At 70.2% G+C, this 22891-nt stretch carries 20 protein-coding genes; 11 read left to right on the top strand and 9 right to left on the bottom strand.

Annotation, left to right across the window (positions count from 1 at the left end; translation table 11 throughout):
- Window positions 1-37: 37 nt before the first annotated feature.
- The 11 genes from JJL56_RS28420 to JJL56_RS28370 all read left to right on the top strand — a co-directional run bounded on the left by JJL56_RS28420 (window position 38) and on the right by JJL56_RS28370 (window position 14818).
- Window positions 38-3484, top strand: coding sequence for an AsmA family protein (locus JJL56_RS28420; RefSeq protein WP_200487159.1), 3447 nt, complete (start codon window positions 38-40; stop codon window positions 3482-3484).
- Window positions 3485-3601: 117 nt separating this feature from the next.
- Window positions 3602-3937, top strand: coding sequence for an accessory factor UbiK family protein (locus tag JJL56_RS28415; protein WP_145628538.1), 336 nt, complete (start codon window positions 3602-3604; stop codon window positions 3935-3937).
- Between the two features lie 199 nt (window positions 3938-4136).
- Complete coding sequence (locus JJL56_RS28410; protein WP_014239927.1) at window positions 4137-4640, top strand: type III secretion system chaperone family protein; 504 nt, start codon at window positions 4137-4139, stop codon at window positions 4638-4640.
- Between the two features lie 5 nt (window positions 4641-4645).
- Window positions 4646-5473: a pyrroline-5-carboxylate reductase gene (proC, locus tag JJL56_RS28405; RefSeq protein WP_200487157.1), complete on the top strand. Its 828-nt coding sequence runs from the start codon at window positions 4646-4648 to the stop codon at window positions 5471-5473.
- Between the two features lie 6 nt (window positions 5474-5479).
- Window positions 5480-5962: a YbaK/EbsC family protein gene (locus tag JJL56_RS28400; protein ID WP_200487156.1), complete on the top strand. Its 483-nt coding sequence runs from the start codon at window positions 5480-5482 to the stop codon at window positions 5960-5962.
- A 151-nt stretch (window positions 5963-6113) separates the two neighbouring features.
- Window positions 6114-7769 (top strand): acyl-CoA synthetase, encoded by a 1656-nt coding sequence (locus JJL56_RS28395; RefSeq protein WP_145628546.1) that lies wholly within the window; start codon window positions 6114-6116, stop codon window positions 7767-7769.
- Window positions 7766-8986 (top strand): GNAT family N-acetyltransferase, encoded by a 1221-nt coding sequence (locus tag JJL56_RS28390; protein ID WP_345772655.1) that lies wholly within the window; start codon window positions 7766-7768, stop codon window positions 8984-8986. Before JJL56_RS28395 ends, JJL56_RS28390 begins: the two co-directional genes overlap by 4 nt.
- Before the next feature lie 122 nt (window positions 8987-9108).
- Entirely contained in the window at window positions 9109-11511 is a 2403-nt protein-coding gene (locus JJL56_RS28385; protein ID WP_145628549.1) for a methyl-accepting chemotaxis protein, read from the top strand.
- 107 nt (window positions 11512-11618) lie between these two features.
- A complete protein-coding gene (locus JJL56_RS28380) occupies window positions 11619-12854 on the top strand; it encodes an O-antigen ligase family protein (RefSeq protein ID WP_200487154.1) in 1236 nt (411 codons plus the stop codon).
- Entirely contained in the window at window positions 12851-13795 is a 945-nt protein-coding gene (locus JJL56_RS28375; RefSeq protein ID WP_200487153.1) for a glycosyltransferase family 9 protein, read from the top strand. The genes JJL56_RS28380 and JJL56_RS28375 overlap by 4 nt, the downstream gene beginning before the upstream one ends.
- A gap of 60 nt (window positions 13796-13855) precedes the next feature.
- Entirely contained in the window at window positions 13856-14818 is a 963-nt protein-coding gene (locus tag JJL56_RS28370; protein ID WP_200487151.1) for a lysylphosphatidylglycerol synthase transmembrane domain-containing protein, read from the top strand.
- On the opposite strand, the gene queG is transcribed toward JJL56_RS28370, so the two are convergent.
- From queG to JJL56_RS28325, 9 genes are all read right to left on the bottom strand, one after another.
- On the bottom strand, window positions 14790-15851 hold the full coding sequence (gene queG, locus JJL56_RS28365; protein ID WP_145628560.1) for a tRNA epoxyqueuosine(34) reductase QueG: 1062 nt from the start codon (window positions 15849-15851) through the stop codon (window positions 14790-14792). The genes JJL56_RS28370 and queG overlap by 29 nt on opposite strands.
- Before the next feature lie 75 nt (window positions 15852-15926).
- The gene (gene queF / locus JJL56_RS28360; RefSeq protein WP_200487150.1) at window positions 15927-16391 is read right to left on the bottom strand and encodes a preQ(1) synthase; all 465 of its coding nucleotides are present in this window, start codon (window positions 16389-16391) and stop codon (window positions 15927-15929) included.
- Entirely contained in the window at window positions 16384-17586 is a 1203-nt protein-coding gene (tgt, locus tag JJL56_RS28355) for a tRNA guanosine(34) transglycosylase Tgt (protein ID WP_200487149.1), read from the bottom strand. Before tgt ends, queF begins: the two co-directional genes overlap by 8 nt.
- Complete coding sequence (gene queA / locus JJL56_RS28350; protein ID WP_200487147.1) at window positions 17586-18605, bottom strand: tRNA preQ1(34) S-adenosylmethionine ribosyltransferase-isomerase QueA; 1020 nt, start codon at window positions 18603-18605, stop codon at window positions 17586-17588. The genes tgt and queA overlap by 1 nt, the downstream gene beginning before the upstream one ends.
- 57 nt (window positions 18606-18662) lie before the next feature.
- Window positions 18663-20009, bottom strand: a complete 1347-nt coding sequence (locus JJL56_RS28345) for an ABC1 kinase family protein (RefSeq protein WP_145628577.1) — start codon at window positions 20007-20009, stop codon at window positions 18663-18665.
- A gap of 51 nt (window positions 20010-20060) precedes the next feature.
- Window positions 20061-20453, bottom strand: coding sequence for a type II toxin-antitoxin system VapC family toxin (locus tag JJL56_RS28340; protein ID WP_200487146.1), 393 nt, complete (start codon window positions 20451-20453; stop codon window positions 20061-20063).
- Window positions 20454-20499: 46 nt separating this feature from the next.
- The gene (locus JJL56_RS28335) at window positions 20500-20736 is read right to left on the bottom strand and encodes a FitA-like ribbon-helix-helix domain-containing protein (RefSeq protein WP_145628583.1); all 237 of its coding nucleotides are present in this window, start codon (window positions 20734-20736) and stop codon (window positions 20500-20502) included.
- A 76-nt stretch (window positions 20737-20812) separates the two neighbouring features.
- Window positions 20813-22237: an FAD-binding oxidoreductase gene (locus tag JJL56_RS28330; RefSeq protein ID WP_200487145.1), complete on the bottom strand. Its 1425-nt coding sequence runs from the start codon at window positions 22235-22237 to the stop codon at window positions 20813-20815.
- A gap of 179 nt (window positions 22238-22416) precedes the next feature.
- Complete coding sequence (locus JJL56_RS28325) at window positions 22417-22818, bottom strand: bacteriohemerythrin (protein ID WP_186453042.1); 402 nt, start codon at window positions 22816-22818, stop codon at window positions 22417-22419.
- Window positions 22819-22891 lie beyond the last annotated feature (73 nt).

Genomic DNA, 22891 nt, shown 5'->3' with positions numbered 1-22891 from the left:
ACTCAACAGCCGAACGGTGGGGAAGGCGGGGCAACCGGTGAAGAAACTCCTGATCGCGGCGGTGATTCTATTGGGCCTGCTGGTGGCCGCGGTGCTGATCGTGCCCAGTGTGGTCGACTGGAACGCCTACAAGGCCCAGATCGCGGACAAGGTGTCCGCCGCCACGGGCCGCAGGGTGGAACTGAGGGGCGACATCGGCCTGTCCCTGCTTCCGGCCCCGGCGCTGACGGTGCGCGACGCGCGGCTGGCCAACGCGCCCGGCGGGTCCGAGGAGGACATGGCCCGCCTGAAGGAGCTGGATGTCCGCGTGGCCCTCGGCCCGCTGCTCGGCGGCCACATCCAGGTGCAGAGCATCAAGCTGATCGACCCGACCTTCCTGTTCGAGACGTTGCCCGACGGGCGCTTCAACTGGGATCTGTCGGGCGCCGGCGCCGGCCGTGCGGCGGGCGGCGAGCCGGGCGGATCGGGCGATGGTCTGGCCTCGGCGGTCAGCTTCGATCAGGTGACGGTGCAGAACGGCACCATCCAGTACCGCGACGCCCGCACCGGTCAGTCGGAGGTGATCGACCAGATCGACGCGCGGATCGTCGCCGGCAGCTTCACCGGGCCGTTCCAGGGGCAGGGCGGTTTCCGGGCGCGCGGCGTGCCGCTGCGCGGGGAGATGTTCGTCAGCCGCCTGATCGACGGCGCCGCCGTCCAGGTCCGGGCGGCGCTGTCGATGGCCGACACCGACGCCACGTTGCGCTTCGCCGGGATCGTGACCAACCCGCCGGGCAGCGGCGGATCGCGCGCCCAGGGCGACCTGCGCGTCGAAGGAAGCGACCTGTCCCGCGCGCTGGCTCTGGTCCGCAACGGCTCGGCGGCTGGTGAGGGCAAGAAGGCAAACGCGCTGCTTGCCCAGTCCTTCGGCATCCGGACGGCGGTCGAGGCGTCCCCGACCGGGGCGAGCTTCACCAATCTGGAGGCGCAGCTCGGCGACACGCGCGCCACCGGCACGGCGACCCTGCGCAGCGGAACGCCGGCAAGGGCGGAACTGACGCTGGCCCTGAACCGGCTCGACCTTGACGCCTGGCTGGACCGCGCGGGCGCCGGCGGCGGTTCGGACGCCGCCGCCCAGCCCGCCGCCCGCAATGGAAACACGGTCAAAAGCGCGCCGCCCAACGTTCCGTCCGGCGCCGCCCCGGCCCCGGCCAGCGGCACGACCCCGCCCGGCGACTTCGCCCTGCCGGACGCGCTGGACGCCAAGCTCGATCTCGCCGTGGACGGCATCACCTACAACGGCAGCGTCATCCGACAGGGGCGGGTGGAGGCCAGCCTGACCGGCGGCACGTTGAACATCGACCGGTTCAGCGCGCTGCTGCCCGGCGGCTCCGACATCGTGGCGGCGGGGGAGCTGGTGGCGGCCAACGGCCAGCCAAACCTCAATCTGCGGATGGAGGCGAACGCCGACAACCTGCGCGCCGTGCTGGAATGGCTGCGGGTGGACGTCCGCGCCGTTCCGGCGGACCGGCTGCGCCGGGCGTCGGTCGCCGCGCAGTTGCAGGGACGGCCCGGGCGGCTGGACGTGAACGGCCTGGATCTGCGGGTGGACGCCAGCCGCCTGACCGGCGCCATCGCCTACGTGGACCGCGGGCGGCCCGCCTTCGGCGCGCGGCTCGATCTCGACCGGCTGAACCTCGACGCCTATCTGCCCCAACCGGGCGGCGATGCGGCGCCCCAGGCCGCCCCTGCCGCCAAGGGCGGGGGCAATGGCAACGCCGCGGCTCCCGCTTCCGCCAACGGTGCCGCCCAGGCCCCCGCGCGCAACGGGCGTTCCCCGATGACGCCGGCCCGGCTGCTGGCCGGTGTCGACGCGAACCTGGAATTGTCGGTCGGGCAACTGACCGTGCGCAACACGCCGGTCCAGGGGATGCGGCTCGACGCCACCGCCGCGGGCGGCGCCCTGTCCATCAAGGAGGCGACGGTGCAGGACGCCGCCGGGGTGAAGCTCCGCCTGGACGGACAGATCGCCGGGCTGGAGCCGTTGCGCGGCGCGCATCTGACGCTGAACGCCGAGGCCGCCAGCCTTGACGGGGTGGCGCGCGCCGTACCCTGGCCGGAGGGCGTCCCCGCGCCGGAGCGGCTGGGCGCGGTGAAGGCGCAGGCCCGCCTGTCGGGCGATGCCGAGCGTCTGGCGATCGAGTTGGGAGCGGAGGCGGCCGAAGGGTCGCTGGAGGCGGGCGGCACCCTGCTGAACGTCGAAAAGAGCCCGTCCGTCGATTTGAAGCTGCGTGCCAAGCATCCGGAGCTGGCCCGGCTGGCCAGCCTGTTCACCGAAGACGCGGTGCCCGGCTCCTACGGCCCGATGGACCTCTACACGGAGCTGGCGGGGACGCGGAAAGCCTTCACGTTGGGCAACATCCAGGGCGTGCTGGCCGGCGTCACGATCAAAGGCAAGGCCAGCGCCGATCTGAATGGCACCAAGCCGCGGGTGGAGGCCGACCTGCAGACCGGCGACCTGGAGCTGGACCGGCTGGCGGCGCTTCCCGCCGCCGCCCGGCCTGCCGGCGCCCCGTCTCCGGCGGCCGAGGCGCCGCCGGGCGCGCCCGCCGCCGCGACGGGGGATTTCAGTGGGTTGCGCCGCTTCGACGGGCGCTTCGCGCTGACCTCCTCCGCCCTCGTCAAGGGTGGTACACGGATCGAAAACCCGGCCCTGCGCGCCACCGTGACCAACGGCGTGCTGACGGTGGAGCGGTTCGACGGCACCCTGATGGGCGGCCAGCTCGGCGCCACCGGCCGGCTCGCCGCGCCGGGGAACCAGACGCCGACCGTGGAAGCCACCATCACCCTGTCCAAGGCCAAGTTGGCCGAGGCGGTGGGCGGCGGCCTGGGTGGCGGAGCGCTGGAGATCGCCGGGGGCGTGCTGGACGCCGAGGCCAACCTGACGACCAGCGGGGCCGGCGGCGACGCCATGCTCAAGGCGCTGGCCGGTCAGGGCCGCATCAGCGCCCGCGATGGCCTGCTGCGCGGCTTCGACCTCGGCGCCCTGCGCGACCGGTTGACCAAGCTGGAGCGTCCGCAGGAACTGCTGGGCGCGGTGATGGGCGGGCTTCAGGGCGGGGAGACCCGCTTCGCCCGGCTGGACGGCAGCTTCGCCATCGACAAGGGCGTGGCGCGCACCGAGGACATGCACCTGACCTCCGACCTGGGCGAGGCGGCGGCGGCGGGGCAGGTCAACCTGCCGGCGCAGACCATCGACATGCGCGTCCGCCTGACCGTGCAGTCCGACCAGTCGCTGCCGCCGCTGACCGTCCGCATGACGGGCGCGCTCGACAAGCCCACCCGCTCCTTCGAAATGCAGGAGGTGCAGGAGTATTTCGCCCGCCGCGCCGCCGAGGGGTTGTTGAACAAGGTGGTGCCGAAGGATCTGCCGATTCCCGGCGGCGGCAACGCTCCGAAACCCGACGCGCTGCTGAAGGGGCTGATCGACGGGCTGCGGCGTTGAGTGAGGGCGCGCGTGACGCATCGCGTCCAAGCCCCCGTGACGCATTGCGTCCAAGCCCGTTGAAGTTCCGAGGGGCGGGTCCCATAATGCGACAGACAAGAAGCGGATTTTGAGTCGATGCAGGTGGACAATAAGATTCTGGACGATCTGGCCCGCGTTGCGGGTGGCGCGCTCGGCGCGCTGTCGTCCCTGCGCGAGGAAGCTGAGGCGCAGATGCGCCAGCAGTTCGAGCGCGTTCTGTCGCGGATGGATGTGGTGAGCCGCGAGGAGTACGAGGCCGTCCGCGCCATGGCCGCCAAGGCCCGCGAGGAGCAGGAGGCGATGGCCGAGCGGCTCGCCGCGCTGGAGGCCACGGTGGCCGGCCTGCAGGCCGGACGCGAACCGAAGCCGGCGCCGGGCGCCGCCGCTCCCGCGGTCGGCCCCATCGCCGGAGGGGGCACCGGGCCGGTCTGATCCGGCCCCGCCGCGACTCCAATCCTTCACGGATGCACGGCCGAAAACCAGTTGCGCCGGCCAGACCCTTTTGGCACGGTGCATTGGGTGGTATGCATCCGTCTGCCAGCTACAACATCTCGGGGCTCCCCTTCTTGTGCGAAGGCGGACAGGCCTCGGGGCGGTTCCGTCCACCGCGCCTTTACAGGAGGACGCCGAAATGTCGGCTGTTGCCGTCGACACCCCCTCTTCCGCGCACAATCCCCTGGACATCGTCGAGGAGATCGTCACCGCCAACGAATGGCCCTTCGAGCGGGCCGGCGAGGACGAGCTGATCGTCGAGATCGGTGGGCGCTGGTGCGATTACCGGCTCTATTTCGTCTGGCAGTCCGACGTCAGCGCGATGCAGTTCTCCTGCCAGTTCGATATGAAGGTTCCGGCGGCGCGCCGGTCCTCGGTCAACGACCTGCTGGCGGAGGTGAACGCGCGCATGTGGCTCGGCCATTTCGATGTCTGCGCCGAGGAGCACACCCCGATGTTCCGCCAGACCATGCTGCTGCGCGGCTCGCGCGGCGCGACGGTGGAGCAGCTGGAGGACCTCGTCGAGATCGCCCTCTCGGAGTGCGAGCGCTTCTACCCCGCCTTCCAGTTCGTGATCTGGGGTGGCAAGTCGGCGTCCGAGGCGGTGTCGGCCGCCATCCTCGACACCGCCGGGGAGGCGTGACCGTCATGACGGAAGGTGGGACGCGGGGTTGCACGTTGCTTCTGGCCGGTTGCGGCAAGATGGGCGGCGCGATGCTCGACGGCTGGCTGACGGCCGGTATCGCGTCGAGCGTCGCCGTGGTCGAACCGTCCGGCCTGCCGGAATCCCTGCGCGGCAACCCCGCCGTCATCCTGGCGAGCGGCCCGGACACCTTGCCCGCCGGCTTCGCGCCGGACGTGGTGGTCCTTGCGGTGAAGCCTCAGGTGATGGACTCGGTCCTTCCGGCCTACCGGGCGTTGGTCAATCCCGGCACGGTGTTCCTGTCCGTCGCCGCCGGCAAGACCATCGCCTCCTTCGAAGCGGCGTTGGGGGAGGGGGCGGCCATCGTCCGCTCCATGCCCAACACGCCCGCCGCCATTGGCCGCGGCATGACCGTCGCCGTCGGCAACCCGCTGGTGACCGGGGCGCAGAAGACGCTGTGCGATTCGCTGCTGCGCGCGGTCGGCGACGTCGCCTGGGTCGATGACGAGTCGCTTCTCGATCCGGTGACCGCCGTCTCGGGCAGCGGCCCGGCCTACGTCTTCCTGATGGTCGAGGCCATGGCGAAGGCCGGGGAGGCCGCCGGACTGCCCGCCGAGCTTGCCATGCGTCTGGCGCGGGCCACCGTTGCGGGGGCGGGCGAGTTGCTTCACCGGTCCCCGACCGCCGCCGCGGACCTGCGCAAGGCGGTGACCAGCCCGAACGGCACGACCCAGGCGGCGCTCGACGTGCTGATGGCCGGGGACGGGATTCAGCCGCTGCTCGACCGTGCCGTCGCCGCCGCCGCGAACCGCTCCCGCGAACTGGCGAAGTAAGGTGTCATGGCGGCCCTCAGCCCCTCCGCCCAACGGGTCCAGGTCTTGCTGGACGGCTTCGGTCACGGCCACCGCGTGGTCGAGCATGAGGGTAGCACCCGCACGTCGGAGGACGCCGCGAACGCCGTCGGCTGCGCCGTGGCGCAGATCGCCAAGTCCCTGATCTTCCGCGCGAAAGACAGCGGTCGCCCGGTGCTGGTGGTGGCCAGCGGGGCCAACCGGGTGGACGAGAAGGCGGTGGGCCGGCTGATCGGCGAAAAGATCGAGCGGGCCGATCCGGACTTCGTCCGCGAGGCCACCGGCTTCGCCATCGGCGGGATTCCGCCCATCGGCCACGCCGTGCCGCCGCTCGTCCTGATCGACGCCGACCTGATGGGCCTCGACGCTATCTGGGCCGCCGCCGGCACCCCCAACGCGATCTTCCGCCTGACGCCGGCGCAACTCGTCGCCATCACCGGCGGGCGGGTCGAAGCCGTCCGCAAGGGTTGACCGCGCGCGGAGCGATGCGGTCAACCGGGCAGGATGCCGCAGCGCGGCATGACCGCGCATCGCCGGGCCACCCCTCTTCCAAGCCTCTGGATTCTCTGGCAAGACTCATTCCAACGAGTTCTTGAACAGAGACGCATCAGGGAGGCCCCCCGTGACTGACGCCCGGCACAACCCGTACGAGACCGACCTCGACCAGAACGCCGCCAACACGGTGCCTTTGTCGCCGCTTTCCTTCCTGCGCCGCACCGCCGCCGTCTACCCGCAGCGCATCGCCGTGATTCACGGCCCGGTCCGCCGCACCTGGGCGGAAACCTACGAGCGCTGCGTGCGCCTCGCCTCGGCGCTGGCGAAGCGTGGCATCGGGCCGGGCGACACGGTCGCGGTGATGGCACCCAACACTCCGGAATCCTTCGAGGCCCATTTCGGCGTGCCGATGACCGGCGGCGTCCTGAACGCCCTGAACATCCGCCTGGACGCGGAGGCGCTGGCCTTCATCCTGGAGCATGGCGAGGCGAAGGTGCTGCTGACCGACCGGGAGTTCTCCGGCGTCATCTCCAAGGCCGTCCACATGCTGGAGCCGAAGCGCCGCCCGATCGTCATCGACATCGACGACCCGCAGGCCAAGGGCGGCGAGCTGATCGGCGAGCAGACCTACGAGCAGTTCCTGGAAACCGGCGACCCCGCCTATGAATGGCCGATGCCGGCCGACGAGTGGCAGGCCATCGCCCTGAACTACACCAGCGGCACCACCGGCAACCCCAAGGGCGTCGTCTACCACCACCGCGGCGCCTATCTGAACGCCATGGGCAACGTGCTGACCTGGGCGATGCCGCACCACCCGGTCTATCTGTGGACTCTGCCGATGTTCCACTGCAACGGCTGGTGCTTCCCCTGGACGGTCACCGCCATGGCTGGCACCAACGTCTGCGTCCGCACCATCACCGCCAAGGGCATCTACGACGCGCTGGCCGACCTCGGCGTCACCCACATGTGCGGCGCGCCCATCATCATGGGCCTGATCGTCAACGCGCCGGAGGACCAGAAGCGCGAGATCCCGACCGGCGTGAAGATGATGACCGCCGGCGCCGCCCCGCCCGCCGCGGTGATCGAGAAGATCGAGCGGCTGGGCTTCGACGTCACCCACGTCTATGGACTGACCGAGGTCTACGGCCCGGTCACCATCTGCGCCTGGCACGAGCACTGGAACGACCTGCCGCTTGAGGAGCGCGCGGCGCTGAAGGCGCGGCAGGGCGTGAACTACGCCACGCTGGAAGGGCTGATGGTCGCCGACCCCAACACGCTCCAGCCCACCCGCAAGGACGGCGTGACGATGGGCGAGATCTTCATGCGCGGCAACACCGTCATGAAGGGCTACCTGAAGAACCCGCGGGCCACGCAGGAGGCCTTCTCCGGCGGCTGGTTCCACACCGGCGACCTCGGTGTCTGGCATCCGGACGGCTACATCGAGCTGAAGGACCGCTCCAAGGACATCATTATCTCCGGCGGCGAGAACATTTCGACCATCGAGGTCGAATCGGTCCTCTACAAGCATCCGGACATCGTCGAGGCCGCCGTGGTCGCCCGCCCGGACGAGAAGTGGGGCGAGACGCCCTGCGCCTTCGTCACCGTGAAGGAGGGCAAGCAGCTGACCGAGGCCGAGGTGATCGCCTATTGCCGGGAGCATCTGGCCCATTTCAAGTGCCCGCGCACCGTCGTCTTCACCGCCCTGCCGAAGACCTCGACCGGCAAGATCCAGAAGTACGTGCTGCGCGATCAGGCCCGCGCGCTGAACGGAGCGAAGGGGTGACCGCTGTAGCCGGGGGCTTCGGCCCCCTTCTGCCCGAGGAACGGGCGGATGCCGCGGCCCTGGTCCGCCAGGGTTTCGGCATTCCCCGCGAGTATTTCGACCGGTCGGTGGACCTGTTCGGGCCGGGCGTGATGCGCGGCCTGCGCGCCGGACCGGAGGCGGGCCGCGCCGGGCAACTCGTCGCCTGCGCCGCCGTCTGGCCGATGGACCAGTGGTTCGGCGGGCGCCCGGTGCCGTCCTGCGGCGTGGCGGCGGTGGCCGTCGATCCGGCGGAACGCGGGCGGGGCTACGGCACCGCGCTGATGCGCGGCCTGCTGGATGAGGCGCGGGCCGGGGGCGCCGCGCTGTCGGTGCTCTATCCGGCGACCCTTCCGGTGTACACCCGCCTGGGCTTCGGGCGGGGCGGGGTGTCCTTCGACTGGAGCGCGCCGCCGGCCGCCCTGTCCGCCGGGCCGTCGCCGGAGGACGGATGGATTCGCCGGACCGACGCGAGCGACGCCAGCGAGCTTGCGGCGCTACGCCGCAGCCTGCTCACCACCGGCAACGGTCTGGTGGAGCGCAATGAGGGGCTGTGGAGCTTCGCCCTCTGCCCGGACGGCGCTCCGTCCGATGTTTACACTTTGGGTGGTCCAAGGGGGCCTGAAGGATATGTGGCGGTGGCGCCGCCGTCGGAGCGAAAGCTGATGGTTGCGGATCTCTGCCTGCTCAGCCCGCGTGCCGTGCGGCTGGCGCAGAGCTTCCTGGCCGGCTACCGGGCGCAGGTCGACCGCGTCTCCTGGCGCGGCGGACCCGACGACCCGCTGGTCCTGATGGCGCCGGACAGTGGCCCGCGCGCCGACGCACGCGATGAATGGCTGCTGCGCATTCTCGACCTTCGGCGCGCCCTGGAAGCCCGTGGATATCCACCTGGGGTTGCCGGCGAATTGACGCTGGACGTCACGGATGCGGTGATTCCAGAGAATTCCGGCACTTTCCGGTTGCGCCTGTCCGATGGAAAGGCTGGCGTGGACCGGATTCCGGAGAAGACGGGCGGCGGCGGAAAAGCGGCCGTATCGGGGCTTTCCCTGTCCATCGCGGCCCTCGCCGCCCTCTACACTGGCCACAAAGGCCCGCAGATTCTCCGGCAGGTTGGCCTTCTGCGTGGCGGCGAAGACGCGATGGCGCTTGCGGCGCGGTTCTTCTCGGGACCGGCGCCGTGGATGCCGGACCGGTTCTGAAGCGGTGTTACCAGTTGCGTTTATCAAACCAGAAATTAACCCTTTCTGATGTATCCCTTAAAGACAAAGGCATGACGACGGCCGGCGCATGAGGCCGTCCGATCCGGGGGGAGCCCGATTTCATGACGATTGGAACGCGGATTGCGCTCGGTTTTGCGGCGGTCCTTCTGATGACGGTCGCGGTGGCGTTCGTCGGCTGGAACAGCCTGCGCACCTACGCCGGACGTGTCGATCTGGCGGCCCACACCGCCGAACTGGACGCCCGGCTGAAAACCGTGCGGATCGAGGAAGCCCGCTTCGTTACCGAGCGCGACTCCAAGGCCGCCGACAATGTGCCCGGCATGCTGGACCGGCTGCGCGACGAGGCGCAGGGTACCCGCTCCGCGCTGGAGGATGCCGGCAGCATCAGGCTGGTCGACGATATCCTGGCCGGCATCGCCGGCTATCGCAGCGCCTTCGCCAACTTCGTCGCCCAGGACAAGGAGGCACGCGTCCGCACCCAGAGCATGGAGACGCGCGCCCAGGCCCTGCGGGAGATCGCGGAAAGGATCGGCAACCAGCAGTCCGAGCGCTACGACCAGAACATGGTCAGCCTGAAGGACGCGGAGCACGCCGTGCGGCAAAGCCGCGACACCTCCGACCGCGCCGACCGGCTGATCGAGATGGTGCTGGAGGCGCGGCGCCTCCAGTCCGACTTCGCGCACACCCGCAATCCCGCCACGATGGCGGCCGCCGGGGAGGCCATCGCCGCCCTGCTGGCCAACGCGGAGACCATCGAGAAGGATCTCGTCGGCACCAACGACGAGGAGTTGGCCCAGCGGATCGTCACCATCGCCGGCGCCTACCGGATGGTGTTCGAGCAAGCCGGCGCCGAAGGTGCCGGCGACCCGGCCAGCGGCCGCATCCAGGCGCTGGATCGCCATGCCCACGAGATCCAGAACCTCGCCCACGAGATGCAGGAGAACCAGGCGATGGTCTCCAGCGCGTTGCAGGAGGCCGCGAACTTCGCCCAGAGCGAAGTGAACGAGGCCGTCCAGCTGCGCGGCATCGCCATGCGTCTGATCCAGGGTGCTCAGTCCGCGATGCTGGGCCAGCGCGACTTCATCCTGATGAGCGGCGAGGACGCCCGCGCGCGGGTGCACGGCGCGGTGAAGGAGATGCTGGCGCTCGCCACCCAGGCCGGGGCCGTTCTGGTCGATTCGGAAGGCCGCGCGCTGATCGCCGCGATCACCGAAGCGGCCCAGGCCTTCGACGGGGAGTTCGCCGCCCTCGTCACCACCAGCGAGAGCCAGCATGCCGCCTCCAAGACCATGGCCAAGGCCGCGGGCGACGTCAGCGAGCAGGTGAACCGTCTCGTCTCCATCCAGCGCGACGACCGCGAGAACGGGCGCAGCGGGGCGGAGCTGATCATCATCATCGGCGCCGCCGTGGCACTGGCGCTCGGCATGGTCATGGCCTGGATCATCGACCGCGCCATCACCCATCCGATGCACGCCATGACCAAGGCCATGGGCCGGCTGGCCGAGGGCGACCTGACGGTGGACATCCCCGGCGGCGACCGCAAGGACGAGCTGCGGGCCATGGCCGACGCGCTCAGCGTCTTCAAGGAGAACGCCCTTGAGATGCAGCGCATGGAGGGCGAGCGGGAGGAGATGCGCCGGCAGATCGACGCCGACCGCCGCCGCACCATGAACGAGTTCGCCAACGGCTTCGAACAGGCGGTGTCGGGCGTCGTCCTGTCGCTGACCGAGTCCGCCGGCAATCTGGGGCGCGACGCGCAGGAGATGTCGTCGGACGCCGCCCTGACCACCGCCAAGTCGAGCGCCGTCGCCGCCGCGTCGGAGCAGGCGTCGAGCAACGTGCAGACCGTCGCCGCGGCGGCGGAGGAGCTGTCCTCGTCCATCGCCGAGATTTCCCGCCAGCTCAACAGCAGCTCGCAGGTGGCGGTGGGAGCGGCGGCCAAGGCGACGGAGACCAACGGCATCGTCGAAGGTCTGGCCGAGGCGGCGCAGCGCATCGGGCAGGTGGTGGACCTGATCGGCGAGATCGCCGAGCAGACCAACCTGCTGGCCCTGAACGCGACGATCGAAGCCGCCCGCGCCGGGGAGGCCGGCAAGGGGTTCGCCGTGGTGGCGACCGAGGTCAAGAACCTCGCCGGCCAGACCGCCAAGGCGACCGAGGAGATCTCCAGCCAAGTGGCGCAGATGCAGGCGGCGACGGGCGGGGCGGTGGGCGCCATCCGCACCATCTCCGACGCGGTCGGCACCATCAGCGGCACGGTCACCGAGATCGCCCGCGCCATGGAGCAGCAGGGGCTCGCCACCCGCGAGATCGCCCAGAACGTCAATCAGGCCGCCGAGGGTACGCAGGAGGTGATGCACCACATCGCCGAAGTGACCAACGCCGCCACCAAGACCGGCGGCGCCGCCGACGCGGTCCTGAGCGCCAGCCGCACGCTGGCTTGTCAGGCCGAGCATCTGCGCTCCGAAGTGCAGGGCTTCCTGAACAAGGTGCGGACCGCCTGATCGCGGTACGCCGGGGAGCCGGGGGCCGAAAAACCCCCGGCCCGTTCCCGTTGCTTTCACACGGAGCATCTGTTAAGCCGCGCCGTGCCTCACGGACGCGAGATCTCATGGCTTTCCCCTTGTCACAGCGCGACTCCGCCCGGGGGATACCCGACGCGATTCTGGCGGGTCTGGCCGGCGTGGCGGTGGCGGCCCTCGGCCCTCTGGCCGCCATGGCGCCGCGCGGTTTGCCGGTCTGGGCCATCCTGATCGCGCTGGTCGGGCTGGCCGGCCTAGCCCGTCGCGGCGCCCTGGGGCGGCTGCAACGGGCGATGCCCGGCACGGCGGTGGTCCTGGCCTTCCTGGCCCTGGCCTCCCTCTCCATCCTGTGGAGCCCGTCGCCGCGCGCCGGGCTGACGGTGGTGGAGATCGGCTACATCGGCCTTGGCGCGCTGGCCGGCGGGGCGTGGCTGTCCTCCCTGCCGGGGGTGGAGGCGCGGCGGCTGACCGGCCTGTTCCTGGTGGGCGTGTTCGTCGGCGTCCTGCTGTTCGCCGTGGAGGCCGCGCTGGATTTTCCGCTGCACCGCTGGTGGAACCATGTGCCGGCGGGCGTCGAGATCGCCGAGACCAACGTGCCCAAGCGCACGGCGGTCCTGCTCTGCCTGATGGTCTGGCCGGCGGCGATGGCGCTCGACCGGGCCGGGCGGCGGGGGCTGGCCGTCGCACTTCCCACAGTCTTCGCCGCGGCCTGCCTGTTGCTGACCAGCCGGTCGGCCATGCTGGGCATTGCCGTCGGCGGGGTAGCCTTTGCGCTCGCCGTCTGGTCGCCGCGGCTCGTCCGTGGGGCGCTGGCGGCGGTGTTGGGGGTGGCCTTCGCCTTCGTGCTGCCGCTGGTGCTGCTGTTCGACCGCGTGTTGAACCTGGACGGTGCCGACTGGCTGTTCCGGTCGGCCCAGCACCGGGTGGAGATCTGGGGCATGGCCGCCAGCCGGGCGCTGGAGACGCCCTTCTTCGGGCAGGGCATCGACGCCTCCCGCGCGCTGGAGCCGGAAGGGGCGGTGTCCCGATTCGGCACGCTGACCGACAGCCTGCTGCCGCTGCACCCCCACAACGCCTTCCTGCAGGTCTGGCTGGAGCTTGGCGCCTTCGGCGCCGCGCTGGCTCTGGCGGCGGCCTTGCTCCTGCTGCTCGGCACCGGGCGGCTGGAACGGCGGCTGCAACCCTTCGCGCTGGCCCTCTTCGCGTCGGCACTGGCGATGGCGAGCACGGCCTACGGCATCTGGCAGGCGTGGTGGATGGGCGGCATGCTGGCGGCCGGCCTGATGCTCCGGCTGGCCGCGCGCACCCCGGCGAGGGGCGAATGACGGGCGCGCACGGCAACGGTCGCCGCCGCGTCCTGGTCATCAAGCTGGGGGCCTTCGGCGACTTCTTCCTGGCCCAGACCGCCTTCTCGGCCATCCGGCGGCACCACGCCGCCGACCATCTGGCGCTGCTGACCCTACCGTCCCTGGCTCCGCTCGCCCGCCTCAGCGGCCTGTTCGACGAGGTTCTGGAGGACCCGCGGGAGCGGTCGCTCGGGGCCTATCGGCGCGTCCGCCGCCTGCTGCGCGCCGGGCGTTTCGACCGGGTCTACGACCTCCAGGCGCAGCGGCGTACTGACCGCTACTTCTGGCTGCTCGCCCCCGGTCCCTGGCCGGAATGGTCGGGCACGGCCTGGGGCGCCTCGCACCGCGATCACTATCCGGGCCGCCGCAAGGTGCCGGTGATCGAGCGCTACACCCGGCAGTTGGCGCCCTTCGGCATCGTGCCGGACGCGGTGCCGGACCTGTCCTGGCTCGACGCCGACACCGGCGGTTTCGGCATCGCCGCGCCCTACGCCCTGCTGATCCCCGGCTCCTCCCCCGGACGTCCCGACAAGCGCTGGCCGGTGGAGCGCTATGGCGAACTGGCGCGCGCGCTGGCGACGCGCGGCATCACGCCGGTCGTTCTGGGCACGGCCATCGAGGCGGACCTCGCCCGCTCCATCACCGCCGCCTGTCCGCAGGCCGTCGACCTGACCGACCGCACCAGTGTGCCGGAGATCGCGGGGCTGGCCCGCCGGGCCTGGGCAACGGTCGGCAACGACACCGGCCCCACCCATCTGGTCGCCGCCGTCGGGTGCCCGACGCTGGGGCTGTACTGTGACGCCTCCGTTCCCATCCATGCGAACGGGCCGCGCATGGTCATCCACCACCGCCCGTCCTTCGTCGACATGGACGCGGCGGGTGTGCTGGCGGCAATGGACGCTCTTCCGCCGGGCCGGTAGAGTGCCGCCGATCGTTTTGCAGGAGCCATGAAGGATTTGAGCAGCCAGGACGCCAGTGTCATGCCCGCCGAAGCGGTCACCATGCCCGCCGGAAGGCCGGGCGGGCGTCTGATGCTGCTCGCCAAGCTGGCGGTGACTCTGGTGGTTCTCGGCGTGCTGGGCGCCAAGGCCGACTGGCCGGCCCTGCTGGCGCGCGTCGCCGGGGCGGACCCCGTCTGGCTGGCTGCCGGCTTCACGGTGAAGCTATTCGCCGTGGTGTGCGCCGGCGAGCGCTGGCGCGACGCCCTGCGCGCCGCGGGCGAGCGGGTCTCGCACGGGCTGGCGATGCGGCTGATGTTCACCGGCCTGTTCTTCGGGCAGGTGCTGCCGGGGGCGCTGGGCGGCGACGTGGTGCGCGGCTGGCTGACCTACCGGGGCGGGGCGTCCTCCACCGCCGTAATGCTGGCCCTGGTGCTCGACCGGTTGCTGGCCCTGGTCGGCTGCGTGGCGCTTTTGTTCCTCGGCCTGCCGCATCTGGTGGCGACGGCTCCGCCCTCCGTTGCCTGGGCCGGGCCGGTGGCGGTGGTGCTGCTCGCCATCGCCATGGTCGTGGGGCTCCAGGCGGATCGCATCCCGCTGCCGGGGGTCCTGCTGCGCCCACCGGTCCGAGCGGTGCAGGCGCAGGTCACGCGGCTGCGCGCGGCGCTGGTCAGCCGCGCGGCGCTGGCCGGGCTGCTGCACAGCGCGGCGGTTCACGCCTGCACCGTCTTCGCGGTGATCGCCTACGCCCACGCGCTGGGCATTCCCGTGCGGGTTCTGGACGCGCTGGCCGTCGTGCCGATGACCATCTTCGCGGCGGCGCTGCCGATCTCTCTGAACGGCTGGGGCGTGCGGGAGGGGGCCTTCGTCGCCGGCTTCGCGCTTTACGGCCTCGGCGCAACCGACGCACTTGCCCTGTCGCTGATGATCGGCCTGTCGGTCACCCTGTCGTCGCTGCCCGGTGGCCTGCTCTGGCTCAGCCTGAAGGGCTCTGCGCGGCCCTGAGCCGGGCCAGCGCCCAGCCGGCGGCGTCGCGCACCACCTCGCTCGGGTCTTCCAACAGGCGTTCGGCCACTGCGGCGTGGCGGGCGTCGCCGCTGTTGCCCAGAGCCACCAGAACGTTGCGCACGAAGCGGTCGCGCCCGATCCGCTTGATCGGGGAGCCGCTGAAAACCTGCCGGAAGCCCGCATCGTCCAACTGCGCCAGATCGGCCAGCCGTGGCGCCGTCAGCTCCGCCCGTGGCAGGAAAGCCGCCTCGCGCGAGCGCTGGGCGAACTTGTTCCACGGGCAGGCGGCCAGACAGTCGTCGCAGCCGTAGATGCGGTTGCCCATCAGCGGGCGCAGTTCCTCGGGAATCGGCCCCTTGTGCTCGATGGTCAGGTAGGAGATGCAGCGCCGCGCGTCCAGCTGGTTGGGCGCGGGGAAGGCGGCGGTGGGGCAGGCGTCCAGGCAGCGCCGGCACTGGCCGCAGCGGTCCACCCCCGGCGAGTCCGGCGGCAGTTCCAGCGTCGTGTAGACCTCTCCCAGGAACAGCCAGGAGCCGTGGGACCGCGACACGAGGTTGGTGTGCTTGCCCTGCCAGCCCAGCCCGGCCTTCCCGGCCAGCGGCTTTTCCATCACCGGGGCGGTGTCCACGAAGACCTTCAACTCCGCCTTGAAGCGGTGGGCGATCCATTGGCCCAGCGTCTTCAGCCGGCCCTTGATGAGGTCGTGATAGTCGCGGTTCTTCGCATAGACCGACACGATGCCCCGGTCGGGATGCGCCAGCAGGGCGCGCGGGTCCTCCGCCGGGGCGTAGCTGGTGCCGAGCGCGATGACGGTCCGCGCCTCCGGCCACAGGGCCTGGGGATGGGCGCGCTGGTCGGCCCGGTCCGCCATCCAGCCCATGTCGCCGTGCCGGCCCTGGCGCAGGAACTCGGCCAGCCGTGCCCTGGCGTCCTCGCCCAATTCCGCCTTGGCGAATCCAACGGCGTCGAAGCCGAGCGCCAGAGCCCGGTCGCGGATGGCTTCACGGATGGAAATGTCAGGGTCGGGCATGGCGATGGGTTTGATACTGCGGAAGGCGGAAGCTTCCCTCTCCCGCCCTGGGAGAGGGGGCAGGGTGAATGAGGATCAGCCGCGGCCGCGGTAGGTCTGGACGTCCTGCGACGGAATCCACACGCCCTTCGGCGGTTCGCCGGTGGCGTAGAACACGTCGATGGGAATGCCGCCGCGCGGGTACCAGTAGCCGCCGATGCGCAGCCACACCGGCTTCAGCTCGTCCACCAGACGCTTGCCGATCCCGACGGTGCAGGCCTCGTGGAAGGCGCCGTGGTTGCGGAAGCTGGTCAGGAACAGCTTGAGCGACTTGGATTCCACCAGCCACTCGCCCGGCACATAGTCGATGACCAGATGGGCAAAATCCGGCTGGCCGGTGATCGGGCAGAGCGAGGTGAATTCCGGCGCTGTGAAGCGCACGACGTAGTGGTCACCGGGGTTCGGGTTCGGCACGCGCTCCAGCACCGCCTCTTCCGGCGTCTTCGGCTGGACGGTGGCGCCGCCGAGCTGGGTCAGGCCGGAGTAAATACTCTCAGACATCGGCGGATTCCTTCTTCGCGGGCTTCGCCGGCTTGGCCGGCTTCACCTTCAGGGAGGCCAGAGGGTCTTCGGTGGCCGGGACATCGCCCTCGTTCAGGCGGGCCTCCAGCGCGCTCGCGACCTCTTCGAAGCGGCCGTCCTCGATGGCCTGCCGAAGCTCGGCCATCAGGTCCTGGTAATAATGCAGGTTGTGCCAGGTCAGCAGCATCGGCCCCAGCATCTCGCCCGCCTTGAACAGGTGGTGCAGATAAGCCCGGCTGTGGTTCCGGCACGCCGGGCAACCGCATTCCTCGTCGAGCGGGCGCTCGTCATGGGCGTGACGGGCGTTGCGGATGTTGATGGTGCCGCGCCGCACGAAGGCCTGACCGGTGCGGCCCGAGCGGGTGGGCATCACGCAGTCGAACATGTCCACGCCACGCCGTACCGCGCCGATCAGGTCGCTGGGACGGCCCACGCCCATCAGGTAGCGCGGGCGCTCCTTGACCATCAGCGGCTCGGTGAAGTCGAGCACGGTGAACATCGTCTCCTGGCCCTCGCCCACGGCCAGCCCGCCGATGGCGTAGCCGTCGAAGCCGATGTCGCTCAGGGCCGCCACGCTCTCCGCCCGCAGGTCCGCGTAGACGCCGCCCTGCACGATGCCGAACAGGCCGTAGCCGGGGCGCTCGACGAAGGCGTCCTTGCTGCGCTTGGCCCAGCGCATCGACAGGCGCATGGACGAAGCCGCCTGCGCCTCCGTCGCCGGGAAGGGGGTGCACTCGTCCAGGCACATGGTGATGTTGCTGTCCAGCAGATGCTGGATCTGGATCGAGCGTTCCGGCGTCAGATGGTGCTTGCTGCCGTCGAGGTGGGATTTGAAGGTCACCCCCTCCTCGGTCATGGTGCGCAGGTCCGACAGGGACATGACCTGGAAACCGCCGCTGTCCGTCAGGATCGGCTTGTCCCAGTTCATGAAGCGGTGCAGGCCGCCCAACTGCCCGACGCGCTCCGCCGTGGGGCGCAGCATCAGATGGTAGGTGTTGCCGAGCAGGATTTCCGCGCCGGTGGATTTCACCGCGTCGCTGGTCATCGCCTTGACGGTGGCGGCGGTGCCCACGGGCATGAAGGCCGGCGTGTTGATGGCGCCGTGCGCGGTGGAGACCCGCCCGCGCCGGGCGCGCCCGTCGGTCTTCAGAAGCTCGAACCCGATCCCGGTCATCACACCCTCCGGAGCAGCGACGCGTCGCCGTAGCTGAAGAAACGATAGTTCTGGCCGATGGCGTGCGCGTAGGCCGCCTTCATCGTGTCCATGCCCGCGAAGGCGCAGACCAGCATGAACAGGGTGGAGCGGGGCAGATGGAAGTTGGTCACCAGAAGGTCCACGATCTTGAAGCGGTAGCCGGGGGTGATGAAGATGTCGGTGTCGCCGCTGAAGGCCCGGATGCTGCGGTCGTCCAGCCCCGCCGTCTCCAGGATGCGCAGCGCCGTGGTGCCGACCGAGACGATCCGCCCGCCCGCGGCGCGGGTGGCGTTGATGGCCTCGGCGGTTTCGGGGGAGACCTCGCCCCACTCGCTGTGCATTCGGTGCTCGGCGATGTCGTCCACCTTGACCGGCAGGAAGGTGCCGGCCCCGACATGCAGCGTCACTGGCACGCGGCGGACGCCGCGCGCGTCGAGCGCCGCCAGAAGCTCCGGCGTGAAGTGCAGGCCGGCGGTGGGGGCGGCGACGGCGCCCTCGCGCGCGGCGAAGACGGTCTGATAGTCCGCCGCGTCCTGCTCGTCCGCCTCGCGGCGGATGTAGGGGGGCAGGGGCATTCGGCCATGGCGGTGCAGCGCCTCCATGAGATCCGCTCCGCCCTTGGAGAAGCGCAGGCGCACCTCCATCCCGTCCTTGGCGACGACCTCGGCCGCGAAGTCGTCGGCGATGGCGATCACGTCGCCGGGCTTCAGCCGCTTGCCGGGGCGGGCGAAGGTCGCCCACTCCCGCTCGCCCTCGCGCTTGTGGAGCGTGATCTCCACCCGCACCTCGCCGCGCCGGCCGTCCAGCCGGGCGGGGATGACGCGGGTGTCGTTGACGACCATCAGGTCGCCCGGCTCCAGCAATTCGGGCAGGTCGCGCACGACGCGGTCGTGCAGGCGCTCCGCCACGTCGAGCAGACGGGCGGCGTCACGCGGCTTGGCCGGATGCTCGGCGATGCGGTCCGGCGGAAGGTCGAAGTCGAAATCGGCGGTCTTCATGGGAGCCGCTCGTATAGACCAAAGCGGTGGGACGGGGGAAGCATTACGAGTCGGCATTCACTCGGGCAAAGGGAGGGCCTGGGCGGTCAGGGCGGTGGTCTGGCGGGCGTGCAGGACGTCCACGTCGAAGCCCTGGATCATCTCCTGGAACAGCCGGTACCAGTTCACCTCGGCCTGGAGATGCAGGAAGACGGAGCCCAGCCCGATGGCCGCGCGGTCCATGAAGACGAACTCCCGCGGCACCTCCACCCCGCCGACGCGGCGCAGCTCGGCATGGACCTTGGCGGCGGTCTCGCGGCCGTAATGGCCGGAGTTGGTTTCCTCGATGCGGCGGCTGCGGTCGTCCATGATCGGGGCGTAGACGAAGCGCGCCCAGATGTTCAGCACGTCCACCAGCTCCTTGGTCGGGTTGCCGAAGCCCCAGGTGCGGTAGGCCTCCACCGCCTTGTCCTGGTTGCCGGTCTGCAGCGCGTCGTAGAGGTCGATCACCCCCTTCACGAAGCGGGCCGGGAAGACGCGGACGCAGCCGAAATCCAGCAGGTTGATGGAGCGGTCGGGCCGCACCGTGTAGTTTCCCAGATGCGGGTCGCCGTGGATGATCCCGTAGCCGTAGAAGGGCACGTACCAGGCCCGGAACATGTTCATCGCCAGCGCGTCGCGGGCGTCCGGATGATCCTTCACGAACTCCAGGATCTTGCGGCCCTCCACCCATTCCAGGGTCAGCAGGCGCCGGGTGGACAGGTCGGGCACCACCGCCGGGACATGGACGCCGGGCGTGTCGGCCAGCATCGCGCGGTAGAGGCGGGCGTGCTTGGCCTCGCGCTCGTAATCCAGCTCCTCGCGCAGCCGGGCACCGATCTCGGCCTGGATCTGCTTGGTGGAAATGGCGCTGTCGGTGCGCTCGAAGATGGCGAAGATCAGGCCGAGCTGGCGCAGGTCCGCCTCCACGGCGGAGGCCATGTCGGGGTATTGGAGCTTGCAGGCGAGGTTCTGTCCGTCCAGCCCGACGGCGCGGTGCACCTGTCCCAGCGAGGCGGCGGCGGCGGCACTCTGTTCGAAGTGCCGGAAGCGCTTGTGCCAGGCGGGACCAAGCTCGCTGGCCATGCGGCGCTTGACGAAGGGCCAGCCCATCGACGGCGCGTCGGCCTGGAGCTGCGACAGCTCCTGCACATACTCGCGGGGCAGGGCGTCGGGGATGGTGGACAGCAGTTGCGCCACCTTCATCAGCGGTCCCTTCAGCCCGCCCAGCGCGGCGCGCAGTTCGGCGGCGTGGCGATCCCGCTCCAGGGGGATGCCCAGCACCCGTTCTCCGGCGAAACGGGCCGCAAGGCCCCCCACGGCGGTCCCGACCCGCGCATACCGCGCGATCCGGCCGCCAAGCCTGTTCTCATCGGTGTTCGGCATGCCGAATAGGTGGGTGTGCAGAGGGCGAAAGGCGAGTCCCCTGGTGTCGCCTCAGGCGGCGGTGCCGATCCGGACCAGGCCCGGCAATCCGCTTCGGGCGGCGGCTTCCGCTAATTTGCGGTCTGCGGTCACCAGTCCCGCGTTCGTCGACCAAGCGAGAGCCAGATAGAGGCAATCGACCACGGGATGCCGAAGCGTGCTGCTGAGGTTGAGCGCACGCTCCGCCACATCCACCGCCGGAGTCAGCGTCAGCGGGAGTTGGGCGACCAATCCACGCAAGCGGCCCAAGAGCGTGTCGGCATCCGACTTCCCCAAAGTGCCCGTGTGGACTCGCTTGGCCAGCGCCGCAGCCGCTTCGATGAGCAGAATATCGGGTGCCAGCAGCGGCTTTTCCTGGCAAGGAACGCAAGTGCGTCTGAGCTTGCGTCTTCCCTGATGATCCATTTCACGGCGACACTGGCGTCCACGACGACCGCTTGGTCCACCACGCTCACCGGTCGCGCCATTCGCGGATCAGCGGCGTGCTGTCGGGAAGCACACCATACTTGCGGGCAAGTTCGTCCTGCTCCCGCTGGAGTTCCTCAATGAGCGCCGCACGGCCGGGGCGTGCGGCGTGCGACAGGATGGCACCGACTTCCTCCTCGACCGAGCGTCCGTTGATCGCGGCGCGTTCGGTCAGAGTCGCGTGCAGCGCTTCGTCGATTTCGAGCCTGACGATCTTGCCCATTTCGCTCTCCCGGGGATCGGTGACACTGTAACCCGCTTGCGCGGGATGGCGCCACCGTTCCGCAGGGTCACCGAACTCACCCGACCGGCGCGATGTTCTGGTTCACGCAGAACAGGTTGGTCGGGTCGTATTTCGCCTTCAGCGCCCGCAGGCGTTCGTAGTTCGGCCCGTAGGCGGCCTGGACGCGCTGTTCGTCGTCGGTGACGAAGTTCACGTAGACCCCGCCCGTGGCATAGGCGGCGGTCCGGTCGGAGACGCCGCGCGCCCATTGGATGCAGGCGCTGTCCTCCGGCGGGGTGTTCCAGCGCGCGTGCACGTTCATCACGAACAGGGCGTCGCGGTGCGGATAGGCGGTGGCGTCCGCCGGCACGCGGTTGGCCGCTGCGCCGAGCAGGCCGACGAAGATCTCGCACTGGTCGGAGGGCAATCTCGCGGCCTCCTCGACCAGCACATCGATCAACCCGTCCTCAAGCCCCGTGAAGTTCTGCGATTTCCAATAGTTCCGTGCACCCGGCACCAGAAGCGGGTCGAAGGCCGCCTGCCACGCCGCGTAGGGCATGAGGCCGACATGCTCCCCGACGGGCGTGCCCAGCGACAGCACCGGCTCCAGCGCCTTGCGGGCCGCCGCCTCGTCGTCGCCGGCGCAGATGACGGGCATGACCACCACCTCCTTGCCGTGCACGTCCGGCGGCAGGAAGGGCAGGGGCGGCGCCTTGCGCAGCACCATCCAGGCGGTTGCCTCGTCCGGCAGGGCCGCCGTGGCGTCGCGGTAGCGGCGCATCAGGTCGCCAGCCCCGGCGAAGGGATGGACGACCAGCCCGGCGAACACCATCGGCCCCACGGGATGCAGGCGGAAGGTGAAGGAGGTGACGACGCCGAAATTGCCGCCACCGCCACGGATGGCCCAGAAAAGGTCGGCATTCTCGTCGGCGCTGGCGCGCAGGAACTTTCCGTCGGCGGTGACCACGTCGGCGGCCAGCAGATTGTCCACCGTCAGCCCGTACTTGCGGGTCAGCCAGCCGAATCCGCCGCCCAGCGTCAGCCCGGCGATGCCGGTGGTGGAGTTGATGCCGACCGGCACGGCCAGCCCGAAGGCCTGCGTCTCGCGGTCGAGATCGCTCAGCGTGGCGCCGGGCGCCACCCGCGCGGTCAGGCTGACCGGATCGACATGGACGAAGCGCAGGGCGCCGAGGTCGATCAGCAGGCCGCCGTCGCACAGGGAATTGCCGGCGATGTTGTGACCGCCGCCGCGCACGGAGACCAGCAGCCCGTTCTCCCGCGCGAAGCGAACCGCCTGCATAACGTCCGCGGCCCCGGCGCAGCGGGCGATCAGGCCGGGCCGGCGGTCGATCATGGCGTTCCAGATCGTCCGGGCCTCGTCATAGCCCGGCGACTGCGGGGTCAGCAGCGGGCCGCGCAGACGGGCCGCAAGATCGTTGACGGCTTCCTGGGAAAGGGTCGCGTCCCGCCGGTCGGCGGTGCGAAGCGTGAAATCGCCCATCGAGCACCTCCCACGTCAAAGCAGCAATTTTCGCGAATATCCGGAGCGGATTGGCGCAACAAGGGTAAAGTTTCGCCCGTGTTCAGGCCATCCGGGAAAGGACTCCCTCCGGTGTTCTTCCGGACGGAGCCACGCCTCAATTCGGTGTCTGCGCGGCTTTGACGGTGGAGGGCGGTGGATCAGCCGCCCTGGCTGCGAATCCAGGCGGCGGTGGCGCTGTCCATGGTGTTCTTGTGGTTGATGAACCACTCCGGAACGACCTCGGTCAGATAGCCGCGGACCAGGGCCAGATTGCCGGCGGCCATGCGCTTGGCGATGCCTTCCAGCTCCAGCCGGACGCGGTTGTGCTCGTGCACATGAATGGGCGTCGGCGGGAAGCCGTACTGGTGCATCAGCTCCTCCTCGCGGGCCAGATGGTCGCGCAGGTGCTGGGCGAAGGCGGTGAAATGGGCAGGCAGGTCGGCGTCCGACGCCGTGGCGGCCTCGGCGAGAAGCTCGATGGTTTCCTTGTGGTCGGCGTCGATGATGGCGTTGCCGACTTCCAGGGACGGGCTCCAGGCGGGGATCGAGAGGGTGGACATGGTGCTCTCCGAAGGGATCGTTGGAGGCACCATACCCATCCCACAATTATGGATTCTTGACGTCCGTCAAGAA

This window comes from Azospirillum aestuarii (genome assembly GCF_016632405.1).
Lineage (GTDB): Bacteria > Pseudomonadota > Alphaproteobacteria > Azospirillales > Azospirillaceae > Azospirillum > Azospirillum aestuarii.
The sequence above is the reverse complement of the archived record's forward strand: the minus strand, read 5'-3'. Positions and strand labels throughout refer to the sequence as shown.